This window comes from Mycobacterium sp. DHQP2018-32-09 (genome assembly GCF_058148405.1).
Map to the genome: position 1 here is coordinate 1 of NZ_JBYVYK010000055.1, position 14508 is coordinate 14508.

The 14508-nt window shown below is 69.2% G+C and carries 14 protein-coding genes and 1 pseudogene; 10 read left to right on the plus strand and 5 right to left on the minus strand.

Going from position 1 to position 14508, the window contains the following annotated elements; genetic code table 11:
• From AC30CM_RS22475 to AC30CM_RS22490, 4 genes and pseudogenes are all read right to left on the minus strand, one after another.
• Positions 1-248, minus strand: a pseudogene (locus AC30CM_RS22475) (HNH endonuclease); the annotation flags it as partial.
• A gap of 58 nt (positions 249-306) precedes the next feature.
• Entirely contained in the window at positions 307-2016 is a 1710-nt protein-coding gene (locus AC30CM_RS22480) for a cytochrome c biogenesis protein DipZ (protein ID WP_490119130.1), read from the minus strand.
• Positions 2017-2108: 92 nt separating this feature from the next.
• Positions 2109-2687: a fasciclin domain-containing protein gene (locus AC30CM_RS22485; RefSeq protein ID WP_490119131.1), complete on the minus strand. Its 579-nt coding sequence runs from the start codon at positions 2685-2687 to the stop codon at positions 2109-2111.
• Positions 2688-2751: 64 nt separating this feature from the next.
• Positions 2752-3300 carry a fasciclin domain-containing protein gene (locus AC30CM_RS22490; protein ID WP_490119160.1) on the minus strand — a complete coding sequence of 183 codons (549 nt, stop codon included), beginning with the start codon at positions 3298-3300 and terminating at the stop codon, positions 2752-2754.
• On the opposite strand from AC30CM_RS22490, the gene AC30CM_RS22495 reads away from it, so the two are divergent.
• The 10 genes from AC30CM_RS22495 to AC30CM_RS22540 all read left to right on the plus strand — a co-directional run bounded on the left by AC30CM_RS22495 (position 3263) and on the right by AC30CM_RS22540 (position 12893).
• Positions 3263-3589 carry a hypothetical protein gene (locus AC30CM_RS22495; RefSeq protein WP_490119166.1) on the plus strand — a complete coding sequence of 109 codons (327 nt, stop codon included), beginning with the start codon at positions 3263-3265 and terminating at the stop codon, positions 3587-3589. The genes AC30CM_RS22490 and AC30CM_RS22495 overlap by 38 nt on opposite strands.
• Positions 3590-3593: 4 nt before the next feature.
• Positions 3594-4757, plus strand: a complete 1164-nt coding sequence (gene dxr, locus AC30CM_RS22500; RefSeq protein ID WP_490119132.1) for a 1-deoxy-D-xylulose-5-phosphate reductoisomerase — start codon at positions 3594-3596, stop codon at positions 4755-4757.
• A 10-nt stretch (positions 4758-4767) separates the two neighbouring features.
• On the plus strand, positions 4768-5997 hold the full coding sequence (locus tag AC30CM_RS22505) for a M50 family metallopeptidase (protein WP_490119133.1): 1230 nt from the start codon (positions 4768-4770) through the stop codon (positions 5995-5997).
• Positions 5998-6032: 35 nt separating this feature from the next.
• The gene (ispG, locus tag AC30CM_RS22510; protein WP_490119161.1) at positions 6033-7172 is read left to right on the plus strand and encodes a flavodoxin-dependent (E)-4-hydroxy-3-methylbut-2-enyl-diphosphate synthase; all 1140 of its coding nucleotides are present in this window, start codon (positions 6033-6035) and stop codon (positions 7170-7172) included.
• A 65-nt stretch (positions 7173-7237) separates the two neighbouring features.
• Positions 7238-8092, plus strand: a complete 855-nt coding sequence (locus tag AC30CM_RS22515) for a GNAT family N-acetyltransferase (protein ID WP_490119134.1) — start codon at positions 7238-7240, stop codon at positions 8090-8092.
• 98 nt (positions 8093-8190) lie between these two features.
• Complete coding sequence (locus AC30CM_RS22520; RefSeq protein ID WP_490119135.1) at positions 8191-10008, plus strand: penicillin-binding transpeptidase domain-containing protein; 1818 nt, start codon at positions 8191-8193, stop codon at positions 10006-10008.
• Positions 10009-10104: 96 nt separating this feature from the next.
• Entirely contained in the window at positions 10105-10710 is a 606-nt protein-coding gene (locus AC30CM_RS22525) for a DUF1707 SHOCT-like domain-containing protein (protein ID WP_490119162.1), read from the plus strand.
• 58 nt (positions 10711-10768) lie between these two features.
• A complete protein-coding gene (map, locus tag AC30CM_RS22530) occupies positions 10769-11629 on the plus strand; it encodes a type I methionyl aminopeptidase (RefSeq protein WP_490119136.1) in 861 nt (286 codons plus the stop codon).
• A gap of 2 nt (positions 11630-11631) precedes the next feature.
• Positions 11632-12288, plus strand: coding sequence for a hypothetical protein (locus tag AC30CM_RS22535; RefSeq protein WP_490119137.1), 657 nt, complete (start codon positions 11632-11634; stop codon positions 12286-12288).
• A gap of 41 nt (positions 12289-12329) precedes the next feature.
• Positions 12330-12893 (plus strand): alpha/beta fold hydrolase, encoded by a 564-nt coding sequence (locus AC30CM_RS22540; protein ID WP_490119138.1) that lies wholly within the window; start codon positions 12330-12332, stop codon positions 12891-12893.
• A gap of 33 nt (positions 12894-12926) precedes the next feature.
• Here the strand turns inward: AC30CM_RS22540 and AC30CM_RS22545 are convergent, their stop codons facing one another.
• Positions 12927-14504 carry an amino acid permease gene (locus AC30CM_RS22545; protein ID WP_490119139.1) on the minus strand — a complete coding sequence of 526 codons (1578 nt, stop codon included), beginning with the start codon at positions 14502-14504 and terminating at the stop codon, positions 12927-12929.
• Positions 14505-14508: the final 4 nt, after the last annotated feature.

The window sequence follows — 14508 nt, forward strand, 5'->3', positions numbered from 1 at the left end:
CCCAGTTCCATCAACGGCTGGATCCGGAAGCGGCTGATGCCCAGTTCTGCGGCCAATTCCGCGGCGGCGGCGCCGACGTCGTCGACGGCCCACAGGCCGCTGGCGGGGGTGGCCGCGGCCAGTCGGCAGTGCAGGAAGGTCCCGGCGGCGATCACCTTGGCGGCGGTGGCGCGGCGTTCGGCGCGCAGTTCCAGGCCGACGGTCACCAGCAGGGTGGTGTCGTCGAGATCAGACCAAGCATCGAACACGTGTTCGATTCTACCGCACCCCACCGACACGGGGTGTGCCGATCACGACCGGGCAGCGTCAGCCGTAGGTGAACGAGAACGCCTGCAGTCCGGGGGACAGTGACACGGTCACCGTGCCGGAATCGGCGTCGCCCGAGACGATCTGCTTCGCGTTGGGCGGTCCGCTGACCGGGATCGTGGTGGTCTTGCCGTCCTTGACCACGGTGACGGTCCCCTCGCCGCCGACCACCAGGTACACCTCGTGTGCGTGATAGTTCAGCGCGATCGCGTTGTCCGGCGACCGGGCCGTGATGCCCTGATAGTCCAGCGCCCATTCGCCGCGCAGGGCGAAGGTGTCCGGTGCCAGCTGGGGTGGGAGGTCGAAGCGTCGCACCCCTTCGTCGTAGGTGCCCGCGCCGCCGTAGTTGACCATCTTGCCGACGCTGAAGTACGTCTCCGGCGTCAGCGTGCCCGTGGGCGTGGCGTCGGTTCCCTCCGTCGCCGCGGGCAGTTCCTCGGCGGAGCCCTCCGAAAGCAGTTGGCGGATCAGGTTTTCCGTCACCGCGTAGTCGCCCTCACCGAACTTCACGTGCCGCACCACGCCCTGCTTGTCGATCAGGTATTCCGCGGGCCAGTACTTGTTGCGGTAGTTCGTCCACGTCGAATAGCCGTTGTCGAGTGCCACCGGATACGTGATCCCCAGATCGGCCGCACCCTGGCGGACGTTGTCCGTCACGCGCTCGAAGCCGTACTCGGGGGTGTGCACGCCGATGACCTCCAGCCCTTTGTCGCGGTACGCGTCGTACCAGCCCACGACGTGCGGGATGGCGCGCTGGCAGTTGATGCACGAGTAGGCCCAGAAGTCGATCAGGACGACCTTGCCGCGCAGCGCCGACAGCTTCACCGGCGCGCCTTCGGGGGTGTTGAGCCAGGCGGTGATCCCGACGATGTCGGGTGCCTGGCCGCAGCTCTCGAGTTGCGGTGCGCCGTTGGTGCAGTTGGACAGGGCCGCGTTCTGTTCGTTCACCAACCCACCCAGCTGCAGGTCGTCCCCGCCGACGCGCTCCTGGAGCGCGCCGGTGTAGTCGGGGATGGCCCGTTGTAGCACGGCGGGGAGGTTGAACACCAGCGCCACGGCCAACAGGATCGTGACGATGCCGGCGACCACTCGGATCTCGCGCTGCCTGCGGCGGAATGCGGCCACTCGTTCGGTGACCCGACGGCCCGCCAGGGCGAACACCAGCAGCGGCAGGGCCGCGCCGACGGCGAACGCGGCCGTGAGCGCGACGACGTCGACCCCGATGGTGCCGGTCGCGCCCGCCACCACGATCGCCGCGAGTACCGGTCCCGCGCACGGCACGTAGAGCACGCCCAGGGCCAGGCCGAGGCCGAAACCGGAACGACCGGATCCGAATTGGCGTTGCGGAAGTCGGGCGAACGGCCGCTCCAAGAGCGCCTCGACCCGCGGGAAGATGAGGCCGAGGCCGATGGCGAGCAGTGCGACCAGTGCCGCCCAGCGCAGGGCGTCCTGGGGCAGGTGCAGCAGGGACAGCAGTGCGGAACCGACGAGGGTGACCACGCTGAAGCTGGTGACCAGTCCGGCGATGACGAGGTACGGCCGGGTGCGCGAGACGGTCTGCGTCGCCGTCGACCCCTGGCCCTGAACGCCGGAATCCCCCCGCATCGCCGACGTCCCCGAGAAGAAGATCACGGGGAGTACGGGAAGGATGCAGGGGGAGATGCCGGTGATCAGGCCGCCGACGAACCCGATGGCGATGAGACTCCACACGATGGTTCCAACGCCTTTCCGGGCAGGGTGATTCAGGCGGCCAGGGGAGACGGTCCGGCGGAGGGGATGCCGGACCGTCTCCGGTGGGGGGCCTACATCGGCGGCATCAGCACCGAGTCGACGAGGTACACCGTGGCGTTGGCGGTCTGAACCCCACCGCAGACCACGTTGGCGTCGTTGACCTTCAGGTCGTTGCCCATTCCGGTCACGGTGACGTCGCCGCCCTGCAGGGTCTTGTGGGTTCCCACGACCTGCGCGGGGCTGGCCTGACCCTCGACCACGTGGTAGGTCAGCACGGTCTTGAGCAGGTTGGCGTCGGTCTTGAGCTTCTCGACGGTCGCCGGGTCCAGCTTGGCGAACGCGTCGTCGGTGGGCGCGAACACCGTGAGGCTCGGCGACGAGTTCAGCGTGTCGACGAGGTTGACCTCGGGGTTCAACTGACCCGACAGCGCCTTGGTGAGCGTGGTGAGCATCGGGTTGTTCGACGCGGCCACGGCCACCGGCTCGGTGGACATACCGGTCACCGAGGCGGGGCCGGTCGGGTTCTGCGCGGCGTAGGCCGCGCACCCGGGTCCGACCAGGTCGGGTGCGGCGGTGGCGGTGCCCGCCGTGCCGAACAGCAGACCGGTGGCGGCCGCCGCGGCGAGGGTGGTTCCGAGAAGGGCGTGCATGTCGTGCGTCCTTTCGTCAGGTGTTGCCGATGGTGATGGGGTGTTGCGTTCGGGAAGGAGTGCGTCAGCTGGCGGGCGGCATGAGCACGGTGTCGATGAGGTAGACGGTCGCGTTGGCGGTCTTCACGCCACCGCACACCAGGCCGGCGTCGCCGATCTTCATGTCGGCGCCCGAGCCGGTCACCGTGACCTCGCCGCCCTGCAGCGTCTTGTGGGTGCCGACGACCTTGTCCGGGCTGGCCTGACCCTCGACCACGTGGTAGGTCAGGATGCTCTTGAGCAGGTTCGAGTCGGTCTTGAGCTTCTCGATGGTGGCCGGATCGATCTTGGCGAACGCGTCATCGGTCGGCGCGAAGACCGTCAGCCCGGGGTTGGAGTTCAGGGTCTCCACCAGGTTCACGTTGGGATTCAGCTGGCCCGAAAGGGCCTGCGTGAGGGTCTTGAGCATGGGGTTGTTGGAGGCGGCCACTGCGACCGGCTCGGCCGCCATGCCCGCCACCGAGCCCGGGCCGCTCGGGTTCTGCTCGGCGTAGGCCGCGCAGCCGTTGCCCACCAGGCCGGACGCGGGCTCGGCCATGGCGCTGGACGTGGGGGCCGACGAGGACGAACTCATCACGCTGGACGAGATGCTGCTGGCGCTGCTCGAGACGTTGCTGGCCGTCTCGCTGGCGGTCTGGCTCGAACACGCTGCGACACCGAGCGCGGCTACCGCGCTCAGCCCTGCCGCTGCGATCAATCTCCGGGGTGCTGCGTTCATGCTCGATCACTCCTTCGTGGTCTGGATGACACCAGGCATTCGGGGTGCGGACGCGTACGGATGGGTGCGGACTCGGCACGTCACAGCTACGTCACATTTGGATCCCAGCGGGATTCGGCGCCGGGGCCGCCGCGCGGCACAATGAACGGGTGACCTCCTCGCGTGTGCGCGTCCTGGTGCTCGGTAGCACCGGATCGATCGGTACCCAGGCGCTGGAGGTGATCGCCGCCAACCCCGACCGCTTCGAGGTGGTCGGGCTCGCCGCGGGCGGGGGCAACGCCGACCTGCTGGCGCGCCAGCGCGCCCAGACCGGCGTCACCGCCGTCGCCGTCGCCGACCCCGACGCGGCGCAACGCATCGGCGACGTGACCTTCGCCGGCCCCGACGCCGCCACCCGCCTGGTCGAGGAGACCGCCGCCGACGTGGTGCTCAACGCCCTGGTGGGGGCGCTCGGACTGAAGCCGACGCTCGCGGCGCTGGCCACCGGCGCCCGCTTGGCGCTGGCGAACAAGGAGTCCCTGGTGGCCGGTGGCCCCCTGGTGCTCAAGGCCGCCGCGCCCGGCCAGCTGGTCCCGGTGGACTCCGAGCACTCGGCGCTGGCGCAGTGCCTGCGCGGCGGCACCGCCGACGAGGTGGCGCGGCTGGTGCTGACCGCCTCCGGTGGCCCGTTCCGCGGCTGGTCGGCCGACGCCCTGCGCGACGTGACGCCCGAGCAGGCCGGTGCCCACCCCACGTGGTCGATGGGCCCGATGAACACGCTGAACTCGGCGTCGCTGGTCAACAAGGGCCTCGAACTCATCGAGACGAACCTGTTGTTCGGCGTCCCCTACGACCGCATCGACGTCGTGGTGCACCCGCAGTCGATCGTGCACTCCATGGTGACGTTCACCGACGGTTCGACGCTGGCGCAGGCCAGCCCACCCGACATGAAACTGCCCATCGCGCTGGCCCTCGGCTGGCCGGCGCGGGTGCCGGGAGCCGCGGTCGCGTGCGACTGGACCACCGCGTCCACCTGGGAATTCGAGCCCGTCGACGATGCCGTCTTCCCCGCCGTCGACCTGGCCCGCCACGCAGGCAGCCGCGGTGGCTGCCTGCCTGCGGTCTACAACGCGACCAACGAGGAGGCCGCCGCGGCGTTCCTCGACGGCCGCATCGCGTTCCCCGCCATCGTCGACACGGTGGGTGAGGTGGTGCACGCCGCAGACCAGTGGGCCGCCGAACCGGCTACCGTGGAGGACGTACTCGACGCGCAACGCTGGGCACGCGAAGCCGCCCGGCAAGCCGTCTCACGGAAGGTCCTCAGCGCCCGATGATGTTCGCCCGATGATGTTCGTAGTGGGCATCGTGCTGTTCGCCCTGGCCATTCTGGTCTCGGTGGCACTGCACGAATGCGGTCACATGTGGGTGGCACGCGCCACCGGAATGAAGGTGCGACGGTACTTCGTGGGCTTCGGGCCGACGGTGTGGTCCACCAGGCGACCCAACCGGCTCGGCGAGACCGAGTACGGCGTCAAGGCCGTGCCGCTGGGCGGGTTCTGCGACATCGCGGGCATGACGGCGGTCGAGGAACTCAAGCCCGGCGAGTACCCCTATGCCATGTACCGGCAGAAGGTGTGGAAGCGCGTCGCCGTGCTGTTCGCCGGTCCCGCGATGAACTTCGTGATCGGGTTGGTGCTGATCTACGGCATCGCGATCGCCTGGGGTCTGCCCAACCTGCACCAGCCCACCAACGCCATGGTCGGCGAGACCGCGTGCGTGGCGTCGCAGGTGTCCAAGACGGAGATGGGCCGGTGCGAGGGCCCCGGCCCCGCCGCCCTGGCAGGGATCCGGCAGGGCGACGTCATCACCAAGGTGGGGGACACCCCGGTGGGTACGTTCGACGACCTCGTCGCCGCGGTGCGCAAGCTCGACGGGCCCACGCCGTTCGTCGTGGAGCGCACCGAGAACGGCCAGGCCCGCGAGTTCACCACCACCGTCGACGTGGCCTCGGCGCAGCGTTGGACGTCCGAGGACGCCGCGGCGCCGACGCGCGTGGGCGCCGTCGGCATCGCGCCCGAGGTGTTCCTGCCGACGCAGTACAACCCGCTGTCGGCCGTGCCCGCGACGTTCGCGTTCACCGGCGACCTGGCCGTCGAGCTGGGCAAGTCGTTGGCGAAGATCCCGTCGAAGGTGGGCGCCCTCGTCGACGCCATCGGCGGCGGTGAACGCGACAAGGAAACCCCGATCAGCGTCGTGGGCGCCAGCATCATCGGCGGCGACACCGTCGACCACGGGCTGTGGGTGATGTTCTGGTTCTTCCTGGCCCAGCTGAACTTCGTGCTGGGTGCGGTGAACCTGTTGCCGCTGCTGCCGTTCGACGGCGGCCACATCGCCATCGCCACCTACGAGAAGGTGCGCAACATGATCCGCAGGGCGCGCGGGCTCGTCGCCGCCGGCCCGGTGAACTACCTCAAGTTGATGCCCGCCACCTACGTGGTGCTGGTCGTGGTGGGCGGCTACATGCTGTTGACGGTCACCGCCGACCTGGTCAACCCGATCCGGCTCTTCCAGTAGGAGAATCCTCTGTGACCACGTCCATCGGCCTGGGAATGCCCGCGCCGCCGCCGCCCGTGCTCGCACCGCGCCGCAAGACGCGTCAACTCAAGGTGGGTAGCGTCGGGGTGGGCAGCGAGTCGCCCATCTCGGTGCAGTCGATGTGCACCACCAAGACCCACGACATCAACTCGACGTTGCAGCAGATCGCCGAGCTGACGGCGTCGGGCTGCGACATCGTCCGCGTTGCGTGCCCGCGTCAGGAGGACGCCGACGCGCTGCCCATCATCGCGAAGAAGGCCAACATCCCGGTCATCGCGGACATCCACTTCCAGCCGAAGTACATCTTCGCCGCCATCGACGCGGGGTGTGCCGCGGTGCGCGTGAACCCCGGCAACATCAAGGAGTTCGACGGCCGCGTCAAGGAGGTCGCCCAGGCGGCCGGTGCGGCGGGCATCCCCATCCGCATCGGGGTCAACGCCGGCTCGCTCGACAAGCGGATGCTGGAGAAGTACGGCAAGGCCACCCCCGAGGCGCTCGTCGAGTCGGCGCTGTGGGAGGCGTCGCTGTTCGAGGAGCACGGCTTCGGCGACATCAAGATCAGCGTGAAGCACAACGACCCGGTGATCATGGTCGCCGCCTACGAGCAGCTGGCCGCGCAGTGCGACTACCCCCTGCACCTCGGCGTCACCGAGGCCGGGCCCGCTTTCCAGGGCACCATCAAGTCGGCCGTCGCGTTCGGCGCACTGCTGAGCAAGGGGATCGGGGACACCATCCGCGTCTCCCTGTCGGCGCCGCCCGCCGAGGAGATCAAGGTCGGCAACCAGATCCTCGAGTCGCTGAACTTGCGGCCGCGCGGCCTCGAGATCGTGTCGTGCCCGTCCTGCGGGCGGGCCCAGGTCGACGTCTACCGGTTGGCCAACGAGGTGACCGCAGGCCTCGAGGGCATGGAGGTTCCGCTGCGCGTGGCCGTCATGGGCTGTGTGGTCAATGGACCCGGTGAGGCCCGCGAGGCGGATCTGGGCGTGGCGTCCGGCAACGGCAAGGGGCAGATCTTCGTCAAGGGCGAGGTCATCAAGACGGTGCCCGAGGCGCTGATCGTGGAGACGCTCATCGAAGAGGCCATGCGCATCGCCGCCGAGAGCGACGGTGACGGGGCATCTACCAGCGGACCCCCGGTGGTCACCGTAAGCTGAGCGGAGATCCCGGTGACCGGGGTCACCATGCCTCGACACCCGCAGTAGTCGCAGAAAGAGTCTCGATGTCGGCTCCTCCGCTCTTTCGTCTCGCCGACGAGCGCCGCGTCACCGTGGTGCACGACGCCGCTGCGGTGCACCGGGTCCTCGACGACGATCCCGTCGGCTCCTGCATGGTGGCCGCCCGCGTCGCCGAGCACGGCGTCGACCCGACCGCCATCGGCGGTGAGCTGTGGACGCGCCGTCAGCCGTCGGAATCGCTGTGCTTCAGCGGGGCCAACATGATCCCGCTGCGCGGCTCGACCGCCGACGTCCGCGCCTTCGCGGACAAGGCGACCTCCGGGCCGCGGCGGTGCTCCTCGCTGGTCGGGCATGCGGCGCTGGTGCTGCCGATGTGGGATCGGCTGGAGTCCGCGTGGGGTCCGGCCCGCGACGTCCGGGACGATCAGCCGCTGCTGGCCATGTCGGGACCGCCGCAGTGCGCCGTCGACCCCGGCGTGCGCCGGGTGCGGATGGAGGAACTCGACGCCTACCTGGTGGCCGCCATCGAGATGTTCATCGGCGAGGTCGGCATCGATCCCCGGCTGGGTGACGGGGGCCGCGGCTACCGCAGGCGCGTCGCGGGCCTGATCGCGGCTGGCCGCGCCTGGGCGCGATTCGAGCGCGGCGAGGTGGTGTTCAAGGCCGAGGTCGGCTCGCAATCGCCTGCCGTGGGCCAGATCCAAGGCGTGTGGGTGCATCCCGACCGGCGGGGCCGCGGTCTCGGCGTGACGGGTACCGCCGCGCTGGCCGACGCCATCGTGCGGGGCGGCCGCATCGCCAGCCTGTACGTCAACGCGTTCAACACGGTGGCCCGGGCCACCTACGACCGCATCGGGTTCGCCCAGGTGGGCACGTTCGCCACGGTGCTGCTGGACTGAGTCGCCGCGGCCGGGCCGCAGACGTATCGGAGCGATCACGAAGTGGTCTCGGTGCGCCTCCCTCGATCACACACGCAACGCTTTTAACATTCGTCCCAATGGCATCGCTAACCTCATCCGCATCACGCGTCGCGGCGTTGCTGACGGCCACCGTCCTCGCTGCGAGCGCGCTGAGCGCCTGCACGCCCAAGCCCAACGGACCCGAACCCACGGCCGAGGCGTTCTTCGCCGCGCTCGCCACCGGTGACACCATGGCCGCCGCCGACCTGTCCGACAAGCCGGAGGAGACCCGCACTGCCCTCAACGAGGCGTGGAAGGGATTGCAGGCCAAGGGCTTCGAGGGCCAGGTCACCGGCTCGAAGTACACCGGGGACACCGGGAGCATCAACTACCGCTACACCTGGCACCTGCCCAAGGACCGGACCTGGACCTACGACGGCCAACTCAACATGGTCCGTGACGAGGGTCGTTGGGAAGTGCGGTGGAGCGCCGCCGGCCTGCACCCCAGCCTCGGCGAACACCAGAAGTTCATGCTGCGCGCCGACGCCCCGCGGCGTGCCTCGGTCAACGAACGCGGCGGCACCGACGTGCTGGTGCCCGGGTATCGGTACGGCTACGCCCTCGACGCCAAGGCCGCCGCAGGCGACCTCATGCGCACGGCAACCGCCGTCACCGACGCGCTGCGCCCCTTCGACCCGACCCTCGAACCCCAGCGGCTCGCCGAGATCGCCAGCTCCTCGACCACGCCCCTGCCGCTCGTGACCCTCAACCAGGCGGACAACGACCGCGTCAAGGGTGTCCTCGCCGACAAGCCCGGCGTCGTCATCACCCCCCAGCCCGACCTCATCCCCACCGACCCGACCTTCGCGCCGGTGATCGTCGACCAGGTCAAGAAGGCCGTCGAAGACCGGCTCGACGGCGATGCCGGATGGCGCGTCGTCAGCGTCAACCAGAACGGCGCCGAGGTGGCCGTGCTCAACGAGGTGGCCGGCGCCCCCGCCCCCTCGGTGACCATCAGCCTGGACCGCACCGTCCAGGATGCCGCGCAGGACGCCGTCAACATGGTGGGCCGCAAGGCGATGATCGTGGCCATCCGGCCCTCGACCGGCGACATCCTGGCCATCGCGCAGAACGCCGCCGCCGACGCCGACGGACCCGCCGCCACCATGGGCCTCTACCCGCCGGGCTCCACGTTCAAGATCGTCACCGCAGGTGCCGCCATCGACCGCGACATGGCCACGCCGAACACACTGCTGGGCTGCCCCGGACACCTCGACATCGGCCACCGCACCGTGCCGAACTACGGCGGCTTCGACCTGGGCACCGTGCCCATGTCGCGGGCCTTCGCCAGCTCCTGCAACACCACCTTCGCCGAACTGGCCAGCCAGATGCCGCCGCGCGGGCTCACCACCGCGGCCGCGCAGTACGGCATCGGCACCGACTACGTCATCGACGGCATCAACACCGTCACCGGGTCGGTGCCCCCGACCGTCAACCTCGCCGAACGCACCGAGGACGGTTTCGGCCAGGGCAAGGTGCTCGCCAGCCCCTTCGGCATGGCGCTGGTCGCCTCGACCGTCGCCGCGGGCAAGACGCCCGTGCCGCGGCTCATCGAAGGCAGGCCCACCCAGGTCACCGACGCCGGTGCGCCCATCTCGGACAAGATGGTCGAGGGGCTGCGGCCGATGATGCGGCTCGTGGTGACCAACGGCACGGCCAAGGACCTCGACGGCTCCGGCGACGTCCGCGGCAAGACTGGGGAGGCCGAGTTCGACGGCGGTTCGCACGCCTGGTTCGCCGGCTACCGCGGCGATCTGGCGTTCGCCGCGCTGATCGTCGGCGGCGGCAGCTCCGAGTACGCGGTGCGGATGTGCCGGGACATGTTCAACGGCATGCCCGACGGCTATCTGTCCTGAGTATCCGTCCCGAGTATCCGTCCTGAGCTGGGTAACCTGGTGGTCGACATGACCGACCAGGACGCCGCCAGCACGCGCATCTCCGACGCGGGACAGATGCGCATCTCCGATGCCGGACAGATGCGCATCTCCGATGCCGGACACATGCGCATCTCCGATGCGGACCGCAACGGCACCCTCCGCCGCCTCCACAACGCCGTCGCCCTCGGCCTCATCGACATCGACGAGTTCGAGGAACGCTCCGCCGCCGTCGCCAGTGCCCGGCTGCAGGCCGAACTCGCGGCGCTCGTCGACGACCTGCCGGGCCCCGGCGCCATCGTCACCACCGCCACCGACCGCGTCGAACTGCGCGGCGTCCTGGGATCGCTCAAACGCCAAGGGGAGTGGGTGGTGCCCACGCGGCTGGCACTGACCCGCCGGATGGGTTCGGTGGACCTCGACCTCACCAAGGCCAGGTTCGCGGGCCCCATCGTGGTCATCGAACTCGACATGATGTTCGGCTCGGTCGACATCCGGTTGCCCGACGGGGCCAGCGCGTCGATCGACGACGTCGAGGTGATCGTCGGCAGCGCCCGCGACCACCGCAGGGACGCCCCCGCCGAGGGCAGGCCCCACGTCGTGCTCACCGGGCGCAGCCTATGCGGGTCCATCGACATCCGCGGGCCCAAGCGGGCCGTGATGAACCGCTTCCGTCGCGGCTAGCGGCTCGGTCGACGTCCGGGAACTCGGACTCCCGCCTGCCGACGATTAAGCTGGGCTGATGGCCGTTCGTTCCGCCCTCCGCTCCGGCGTCGTCTCGCCGACCCTGCCGGTACCCGCCGGCATCGAGCGCCCCGAATACGTGTGGAAACCCACCGTGCGCGAGGGCTCCGAACCGTGGGTGCAGACCCCCGAGGTCATCGAGAAGATGCGCGTCGCGGGCCGCATCGCCGCCAACGCGCTGGCCGAGGCGGGTCGCGCCGTGGCCCCCGGCGTCACCACCGACGCGCTGGACCGCATCGCCCACCAGTACATGATCGACCACGGCGCCTACCCGTCGACGTTGGGCTACAAGGACTTTCCGAAGTCCTGCTGCACCTCGCTGAACGAGGTCATCTGCCACGGCATCCCCGACTCGACGGTGATCGAAGACGGCGACATCGTGAACATCGACGTCACCGCGTTCGTCGACGGCGTGCACGGCGACACCAACGCCACGTTCCTGGCCGGCGACGTGTCCGAGGAACACCGACTGCTCGTCGAGCGCACCCACGAGGCCACCATGCGCGCCATCCGCGCCGTCAAGCCGGGCCGCGCGCTCTCGGCAGTGGGCCGGGTCATCGAGTCGTACGCGAACCGCTTCGGCTACAACGTGGTTCGCGACTTCACCGGACACGGCATCGGCACTACGTTCCACAACGGGCTGGTGGTGCTGCACTACGACCAACCCGCCGTCGAGACCGTGCTCGAGCCGGGCATGACGTTCACCATCGAGCCGATGATCAACCTCGGCGGCCTCGAGTACGAGATCTGGGACGACGGCTGGACCGTCGCCACCGTCGACAAGCGCTGGACCGCGCAGTTCGAGCACACCCTCGTGGTGACCGACGACGGCGCCGAGATCCTCACCCTGCCGGACTGATCATGCGCGCGCTCGGTGCGACGATCGCGGTGCTGGTGCTGACACTCGTGGCCGGGTGCGGCCACGTCGTCACCGGTGCGGCCACCTGGCCGGGGGCGCGGTTGCAGAACGTCGTGCTCACCGAGGCCGACTTCCCGCCCGGCGTCCAGTATCAGCGCATCGAGGAGCAGCCCGGCCAACCCGACTCCCAGGGCGGACCGCCGGCCATGGACTCCGAGCCGCAGGGCTGCTCGGAGGGCCTCAGCAGGGTCATCGCCGCGTCGGCGGAGCGCGGCAACGGCAGCGCACTGCGCTACGTCGTGGGCTACGACGGCGCGCGCATCCACGTCACCGTGCTGTCGTGGCGGCTCGACCTCGCGGCACTGGCCGCCGAGGCGCAACGCTGCGCGCGTTTCGAGACGTTCTTCGACCGGTCGTCTGCGGGCATTCCTATGACGACGACGCGGTTGCCGTCGGCGGCGCCGGACACGCTCGTCTACCGCCAGACCATGCGGCTGGGCAATCAGGAGAACAGCGTCTACTTCTGGTTCTCCAACGCCGCCGCGGCCGCGGTCTTCGCGGTCGCGTTCCCGACGCCGAACCCGTCGATCGCCGTCAAAGCCCAGCTGCCCCAGACGTTTCAGGACGTCGCGGCCAAACAGGCAGCTCGCCTGCAGTGAAAACTCGTGCCGCTCGTGATCAATCCCTGTAGCGTCGAGCAATGCCTTCGACCGTTCTCACCGTCGACGGGATGCCCGCGACCGTCGACGTGTCGGGCCCCGAACAAGGGTCCGTCGTGGTCTTGCTCGGCGCCGCGAACCAGGCGCCGTCGGCCTACGAGGGCGTCTGCGCGCGGCTGCACAACGCGTCGCTGAAGACGGTGGTCGTCGCGCCCGATCCGAAGTTGTCGGCCAAGTCGATCGTCGGCATCCTCGACACGCTCGGCGTGCGGTGGGCGCTGCTGGTGGGGGATCGCGTCGGCGGAGAGCTGGCGTGGGAACTGGCGGCCACGCGGCTGGATCGTTTCATCGGGCTGGTGGTGATCGACCGCGGGCATCCCTGCGTGCCCGATCAGGCGGGCGTCGTCCGCGATGCGCAGTGCCCGCCCGTCGAGGTCAACACCACGGCCCTGGTCAGCACGCCGGCCGCGCGCTCCATCGCACGGGCCAGCCAACGCTACGTGTACGGCGACTACCGGGTGGTCGAACTGCAGGGCAGGCGCAACGCGTCGGAGTCCACCGCCCAGCTGGCCGCCGAGATCGTGATGCGTACCAGCACCTGGTGAGGTGCCGGTACGCACCACGGCTCCGGTCGTACCTCAGACCCCTTCCACGGGAATCTCTTCGCCCGAGTCCGTCAGCTGCACCTGCTTGATGGGTCCGGTGAACCACTTCTTCACCGACGCGTGCCAGTACACGTAGAGCAGGATCAGCACGCCACCGACCAGCAGCGGGGTGTAGTTGACGTACTTCCACTCGAAGCCCGGATCCCATGGAGCGCCCAGATTCGACGTCGGCCACAGCGCGATGAACGACGTCACCAGGATCTCGACGAGCGCCACCGGCGCCATCCAGCGATGGTGCCCGCGCAGGTTCCACTTCCCGACGGGGAAGTCGTCGCCTGCCTTCCAGCGGTAGTAGATCGGCACCGCGAAGCACAGGTAGAGGCCCACCACGCCGATGGACACCACGGCGAAGAACGCCACCGGCACCGGGGCGCCGTTGATGTCGACCTCGACGAGCGCGGGCAGCGTGATCACGGCCGCCAGCACGGCGGTGACCACCACCGCGTTGGCGGGGATCTTGGTCTTGTTGACCTTGGCCCACAGCTGGTGCCCCGGCACGGCGCGGTCGCGGCTGAATGCGAACAGCATGCGCGACGAGCTGGTCTGACACGCCGTGGTGCAGAAGAACTGCCCGGCCGTGGAGATCAGCAGCACGACGACCATCCAGTTCTTGTCCAGCGCCTGACTGAAGATGTTGGCCACGCCACCGCCCTTCGCGGTGACCTCGTCGGCGTCCTGGACCGCGAACAGGAAGCTGAGCAGCAGGATCCAGCCGCCGATCGCGGAGTAGAAGATGGATCGCCAAATGCCCTTGGCTGCACCGTTGGCCGCGCTCTTGGTCTCCTCGGACAGGTGCGCCGACGCGTCGTAGCCGGTGATCGTGTACTGGGTGAGGATCGCCGAGATGGGCAGGACGAAGAAGATGAACCCGATGCCGGTCTCTCCGCCGAAGAAGCCGGTGTTGTTGACCGTGGTCGCGAACACCGTGGAGAAGCTGGCGTGCTGCGCGGGCAGCGCCCACAGGATCACCACCACCGCCACCGCGCCGATGACGTGCCACCACACCGAGACGTTGTTGATGACCGCCAGCAGATGGCTGGAGAAGATGTTGATGACCGCCGAGATCACCAGGATGACGACGAAGATCACGAACACGCGGGTCAGGCTGTAGCCTGCCAGCCATGAGTCGCTGAACGTGCACAGCGTCAGGTCCAGGAACGTCGCGCAGCCGTACGCCACCGACGCCAGGATCGCGATGAGGCCGATGAGGTTGAGCCACCCGGTGTAGAAGCCGGCCTTGACGCCGCCGAGTTTGGCCGCCCACCAGTAGATCCCGCCCGAGGTGGGGTAGGCGGACACCAGTTCGGACATGCACAGGCCGATGACGAGGATGAAGACCGAGATGATGGGCCAGCCCCAGGCGATGGCCGCGGGGCCGCCGTTGTTCCACCCCAACCCGAACGAGGTGAAACAGCCTGCCAGGATCGAGATGATCGAGAACGAGATGGCGAAGTTGGAAAAGCTCGACCAGGTTCTGCTGAGTTCCTGGGTGTAGCCCAGCGACGCCAGGTGCAGTTCGTCTTCGTCGAGTACTTCGTGGCCTTCTGGCACGGTG

Excerpts from the sequence above, each read along its gene's own strand:
- AC30CM_RS22485 (WP_490119131.1), bottom strand. The coding sequence starts at position 2,687 with ATGCACGCCCTTCTCGGAACCACCCTCGCCGCGGCGGCCGCCACCGGT.
- AC30CM_RS22495 (WP_490119166.1), top strand. The coding sequence starts at position 3,263 with ATGGCGCTGGACGTGGGGGCCGACGAGGACGAACTCATCACGCTGGAC.
- AC30CM_RS22490 (WP_490119160.1), bottom strand. The coding sequence starts at position 3,300 with ATGAGTTCGTCCTCGTCGGCCCCCACGTCCAGCGCCATGGCCGAGCCC.
- AC30CM_RS22505 (WP_490119133.1), top strand. The coding sequence starts at position 4,768 with ATGATGTTCGTAGTGGGCATCGTGCTGTTCGCCCTGGCCATTCTGGTC.
- ispG (WP_490119161.1), top strand. The coding sequence starts at position 6,033 with ATGCCCGCGCCGCCGCCGCCCGTGCTCGCACCGCGCCGCAAGACGCGT.
- AC30CM_RS22515 (WP_490119134.1), top strand. The coding sequence starts at position 7,238 with ATGTCGGCTCCTCCGCTCTTTCGTCTCGCCGACGAGCGCCGCGTCACC.
- AC30CM_RS22520 (WP_490119135.1), top strand. The coding sequence starts at position 8,191 with ATGGCATCGCTAACCTCATCCGCATCACGCGTCGCGGCGTTGCTGACG.
- AC30CM_RS22525 (WP_490119162.1), top strand. The coding sequence starts at position 10,105 with ATGCGCATCTCCGATGCCGGACAGATGCGCATCTCCGATGCCGGACAC.
- map (WP_490119136.1), top strand. The coding sequence starts at position 10,769 with ATGGCCGTTCGTTCCGCCCTCCGCTCCGGCGTCGTCTCGCCGACCCTG.
- AC30CM_RS22535 (WP_490119137.1), top strand. The coding sequence starts at position 11,632 with ATGCGCGCGCTCGGTGCGACGATCGCGGTGCTGGTGCTGACACTCGTG.
- AC30CM_RS22540 (WP_490119138.1), top strand. The coding sequence starts at position 12,330 with ATGCCTTCGACCGTTCTCACCGTCGACGGGATGCCCGCGACCGTCGAC.